General features: G+C 32.0%; 5 protein-coding genes. 2 read left to right on the top strand and 3 right to left on the bottom strand.

Going from position 1 to position 5,121, the window contains the following annotated elements; genetic code table 11:
- Positions 1-19: 19 nt before the first annotated feature.
- On the bottom strand, positions 20-736 hold the full coding sequence (locus tag ACJAX4_RS22125; RefSeq protein ID WP_435791605.1) for a MurR/RpiR family transcriptional regulator: 717 nt from the start codon (positions 734-736) through the stop codon (positions 20-22).
- 294 nt (positions 737-1,030) lie between these two features.
- Between ACJAX4_RS22125 and ACJAX4_RS22120 the strand changes: the two genes are divergently transcribed.
- Entirely contained in the window at positions 1,031-1,411 is a 381-nt protein-coding gene (locus tag ACJAX4_RS22120) for a hypothetical protein (RefSeq protein WP_435791604.1), read from the top strand.
- A 45-nt stretch (positions 1,412-1,456) separates the two neighbouring features.
- Positions 1,457-2,128, top strand: a complete 672-nt coding sequence (locus ACJAX4_RS22115; RefSeq protein WP_435791603.1) for a DUF421 domain-containing protein — start codon at positions 1,457-1,459, stop codon at positions 2,126-2,128.
- 107 nt (positions 2,129-2,235) lie between these two features.
- On the opposite strand, the gene brnQ is transcribed toward ACJAX4_RS22115, so the two are convergent.
- Positions 2,236-3,576 (bottom strand): branched-chain amino acid transport system II carrier protein, encoded by a 1,341-nt coding sequence (gene brnQ, locus ACJAX4_RS22110; protein WP_435791602.1) that lies wholly within the window; start codon positions 3,574-3,576, stop codon positions 2,236-2,238.
- 224 nt (positions 3,577-3,800) lie between these two features.
- Positions 3,801-5,121 (bottom strand): sigma-54-dependent transcriptional regulator (locus tag ACJAX4_RS22105; RefSeq protein ID WP_435791601.1); only part of this gene is annotated, 1,321 nt, incomplete at its 5' end.

Here is a 5,121-nt window from a genome sequence, read left to right as displayed (position 1 = left end):
TTCATTACATATCTCCTAGCTAATTATTTATTTGTTTTTGTTCATATTTATCCTTACGGTTATTAAGAATAATATGTTGAATAACTTCTTCTATGAAAATAAAAAAAACGATTCTTGATTTTTCATAGGGTTTAAGATCATTTGGTTGTAGAAATTTTGACATCCAAAAGATCTTATTATAATCAGTCAGTAAGGAAGCATTATATTCTTCAACAATCAATAAAACTTGACAGTTTTTCTCTTTTGCAAGGGTGTTAATTCGATCGAAAGACTTAAATCTACCTGTTGTAGAAAAAATAACAAGTAGGCTTTTGTCATCAAGTAGACTCTCAACAGAAATTTCATCAGGTACAGCGATAACAAATTTATTTGTGTTAATTCGTAATTTGTATTCAAAATATTGGGTACAAATAAACGAAGGGCCATAACCAAAAAGAATAATTTTTTTATAAGAATTTATAAGTTCTATAAATTCATCTACTAAAGATATGTCAAAATCATCTATAAAATCTTTGATTCGCTCGAGTTCTATTGAAGACTTGTTTTTAGGAAGACCATTACCATATAAAAAATCAACATATTGTTTATAATTGTTAAATCCAAGCTTTTTTACAAATTTAGAAATCTTAGACACAGAACAATCACAAACTTCAGCTGCGTTTGTTATTGTAATATTGGTGGCAGTTTTTGATAAAATAATAAGAGTTTCATTAATCTTTTTTTCTAAAGGGTTCAATTTGTTAAAGTCTATATTTATCATAATCACTATTAGACAATCACTATTAGATAATCTAAATTACTCCTTAAATTATTAAGCAATTTCACACTACTTGTATTATATTGTAACACTAGTGAAAGTGTTAGTAAAGTGATTTAACATGGATATCCATTATAATATGGAAAGTTTTCCGTATATAAAAAAAATATATAATTAATTAAATAATTTTCCATAAGTCGTTGGCATAAAATTCCAATTAAAGTAGTATATTATTGTATGCTTTATGCAGATAATAAAAATGATTAGATGGAGGTGACTATTATAAAAAATAAAAATGATATGAGACTTGCCATTGCAATAACATGGGTAATATCTTTTGCTTTTATGTGGATTATATTTAATGCCTTTTTGCCTAAAAATGAATTTAACATGGAACTAAATCAAATTGAAAAAAGTGTGGAAATAAAGGATTGGAAACAGGCTAAAAAATCAATGGAGCAGTTAAAAAGAATTTATAATAGAAATAGGACATTAATTCAAGCAAATAATGCAACAGAAATTTTAACGACTTTTGAGTTTGCAATAGGACAGCTAGATATTTCAATACAACATAAGCAGGCTTCTGCTCTTGAATATATTGGAGGACTGAGAGCTTCACTTGACTTTGTTATGAAGGCATTTCCCGGGCCTTAATACAGGTTATAGCTAGATTTAACTATATATTTTTGGAGGAATAACATGAATGATCTTTTAACTTTTAGTATAAGAGTTTTTATAATTTTCTATTTTACATATTTATGTACTAGGGCTTTAACTAAGAAAGCTATGGCACAAATGACAGCCTACGAGTTAGCGGGGATTATGATACTCGCAAACGTTGCTGCTGAACCTCTTGTAGACAAGGTTACGGTGAAGTCAGTTTATGGTGCTGGGTTATTGGTAATCTTAATGTTTATTAGTTCAAGGTTGGCACTGAAAAATAAACTTACACCTATCTTAGAGCATACTCCAACTATTATTGCTAATAAGGGAAAACTTGATATGAAGGCATTGAAAAATTTAGGGCTAAGCTTAAATCAGTTAGAGGGACTTATAAGGCAGCAGGGATACGATAAAGTATCTGATTTAGATACAGTTGTAATGGAACCTCAGGGGAATATTTCTGTTTTTCCTAAAGCTGAAAACAAACCTGTTACATTAAATGATATAAATATAAAAACTAATACACAAGGAATCACTATCCCACTAATTATGGATGGAAATATTATATATAGCAATCTTAAGCATATACAAAAAACCAAAGATTGGCTTTTACAGGAGCTAAATAAGCAGGGGATATCTGACTATAAGAGTGATGTCGGTATTGCGGAACTTGATACAAATTGGAAGCTAAATGTTTTAAAAAAATAAGCGGACTTTTATCTGGTCAAGTTATTAATTATGTGTGAATATAAAAATAACATCCCAGTCAAGGGATGTTATTTTTATAGTTGTTTTAAAGTTTTAGATTGTTACATTTAAGCGGCCTCTGTCTCTGATTGCTCAGTTTCCAGGTTGCTTTTTCTTGTCATACCTATAAAAGTTGCTATCAGTGCTAGCACTAAACTAGGTATCAACCAGGAAAATCCCATATTTGCTAATGGAAGTTTATCTACTAATGTATACAAAGGTTCAAGTAATTGAACAATTTGTTTTATAAATGATATTTCTATAGTTTTTAGTGCATCTAATAGACCTATTGCAAATGCTCCTGCAACTCCACCTTTGTATGCGTATGGGTGAGGTATAAATTTATCTAATAGGTTAAATACAATAAGTATTATAACTACTGGGTAGGCTAATACCAAGAAGGGCACTGCTATTTGAACTATAGCTTCTACTCCAACTGCTGCCATTATGGCACTAAATATACATGTAACTGTAACTATAAGTCTGTATGTAAGTTTGCCTTTGCTTAATTTTTCAAAGTAACTTCCTACAATAGCAGTAAGTGCTATTGATGTAGTCATACATGCTGCTGACACAGCTACTGACATAACTAGTTGTCCGCTTTGTCCGAGTAGCCTATTTGTTATTTCCATTATCAATGCTGATTTAGATATGTCTGCTGCTACACTTCCGCTAATAGTTGCTCCAAGATATAATAGTCCTCCATAGACTATTGCGAGTAAACTTCCTGCAATTATTCCGGCTTTAGTTGTCATTCTAAGTTGTTCTTTTCTTTGTAGATATCCTTTTTCTATGATACCAGTAAGTATGATGCCACCCATAAGTATTGCTCCCAGTGTGTCCATAGTTTGGTAGCCTTGCAAGAAACCGTCTGAAAATGGGTTAGCAAGGGTTGTTGCTGCAGGTGTTCCTAGTGGGTTAACTACTCCGCTATATATGATAAATCCTATAACTAATAGTAGTATTGGAGTAAGTATTTTACCTATCTTATCGACTATGCCAGATGGCTGTATCACGAAATATAGAGTAATAGAAAAATATATAATTGAAACAATAAGTGGATGTACCGCAAACATTGGCTTTACACCTATTTCATATACGGTAGCTGCAGTTCTTGGTATTGCAAGTAATGGTCCGATAGCGAGTACTACCACAGCACCTAATATAGTTGCAAATTTCACACCTACTTTACTTGCGAGGTCATTGATGTTTCCACCTGCTTTAGACACTGCTAGTACGCCCATTACTGGCAAACATATACCTGTTATAAAAAATCCAAGAAAGCTCATCATCCAATGATCGCCTCCAATTACTCCAATAGCCGGTGGGAATATTAAGTTGCCTGCTCCGAAGAACATTGCGAATAGTGCAGCTCCAATTATTAAAACGTCTTTAGTTTCTTTTTTCATAGTGCGCCTCCCTCATAGTTCATTTGGTATTATATATAGCAATTAATATGCCGAAATATTATAATTTTCAGATATTTTCGAAAAAAGGTCTATACGTGAGCAATAACACATGCTTAATAATATTTATTTTTACAATAAGCTTGTAAACGTTTGTAAGTATTTCTAATATAATAATAAAAGTGGGCAATATTTTTCCACCCATTATGGAAAAAAATTGCCCACTTTTACTTTTGTATCGCATATTCGTTAACTTTATTTTGTAGCTGTCTTCGAGTAATCCCTAATACTTTTGCTGTTTTTGTCATGCTAAAGTTATTTTTGACAAGTACTGTTTCAATATATTTTTTTTCTATTGCAGATCTAAAAGCTTTTAACGTTTGATCTCCTTCATAGTCAGTAGATGGAACCTCATGTATTAGCAAATCATCTTTTGATATAACTCCATTCTCACTAAATACCACAAGTCTTTCAATTATGTTTTTGAATTCTCGCACATTACCTGGATAGTCATACTGGTTTAGATATTCCCAAACATCAGGCTCTATGGTGTGTATTTCTTTTTTCATTTGCTTAGAGGCCATATCAATGAAGGTACTAGCCAAACTATATATGTCTTCTTTATGTTCTCTTAGTGGTGGTATTTCTATGATGATGGTGTTAATTCTATAGTAGAAATCTTCTCTAAATAGTCCTTGGTCTATTAGTTTTACTATAGATTTGTTAGTGGCTGTTATCAGTCTAAAGTCAACGGGAGTACTTATGTTGCTACCAATTTTCTCTATAGCTCTGTCTTCAATGACTCTTAGTAGTTTAATTTGAGTAGATAACGGCATGTCAGCTATTTCATCTAGAAATAAAGTTCCCATGCTTGCTGATTCAAATCTACCAATTCTTTCTTCATTTGCACCAGTGAAAGCTCCCTTGTTATGTCCAAACAATTCAGATTCTAATACGCTTTCAGATAGAGCATGACAATTTACTGCCACAAAGGGTTTGTTTTTGCGCTGGCTCTGAGTGTGAATATAGTTTGCAAATACTTCTTTTCCTACTCCCGACTCCCCAAGCAAAATAACGTTTACTGGTGTTATAGCTACTTTTCGAGCCATATCTATGATTTTTGTAAATTCTTTATTTTCTGATTGTAGAAGTGATTTCTCTTTTTTATCATATGTTTTAGCGTTTAGTTCTGATTTTTTGTAATCTTTAAATGATTTTTCTACCTCTTCTATCAGTTCGACAGGGTCATTTCCTTTTACAAAATAAGATACTGCCCCTTTTTTCATGGCTTCCACTGCAGTAGAAATAGTTGCATATGCGGTCATAAGTATGACTTTAATCTCTTTATCTAATTCGACTATTTTTTCTAAAAGTTCTATGCCACTCATTCCATCCATCATTAAATCCGTAATTACCATCTGATAATTTTTGTGCTTGATTTTCTCTATGGCATTTTCTGCCGACAGCACTGTTTCTACAATATAGCCTTCTATTTCAAGTATTTTAGTTAGTCCTTTTGAGTATGCTGCTTCATCATCTACTATTAAT

Source organism: Clostridium sp. (genome assembly GCF_051278035.1).
Taxonomy (GTDB): Bacteria; Bacillota; Clostridia; order Clostridiales; family Clostridiaceae; genus Clostridium_AD.
Note: the sequence above shows the minus strand (reverse complement) of the source record. Positions and strands in the feature narration are given on the sequence as shown.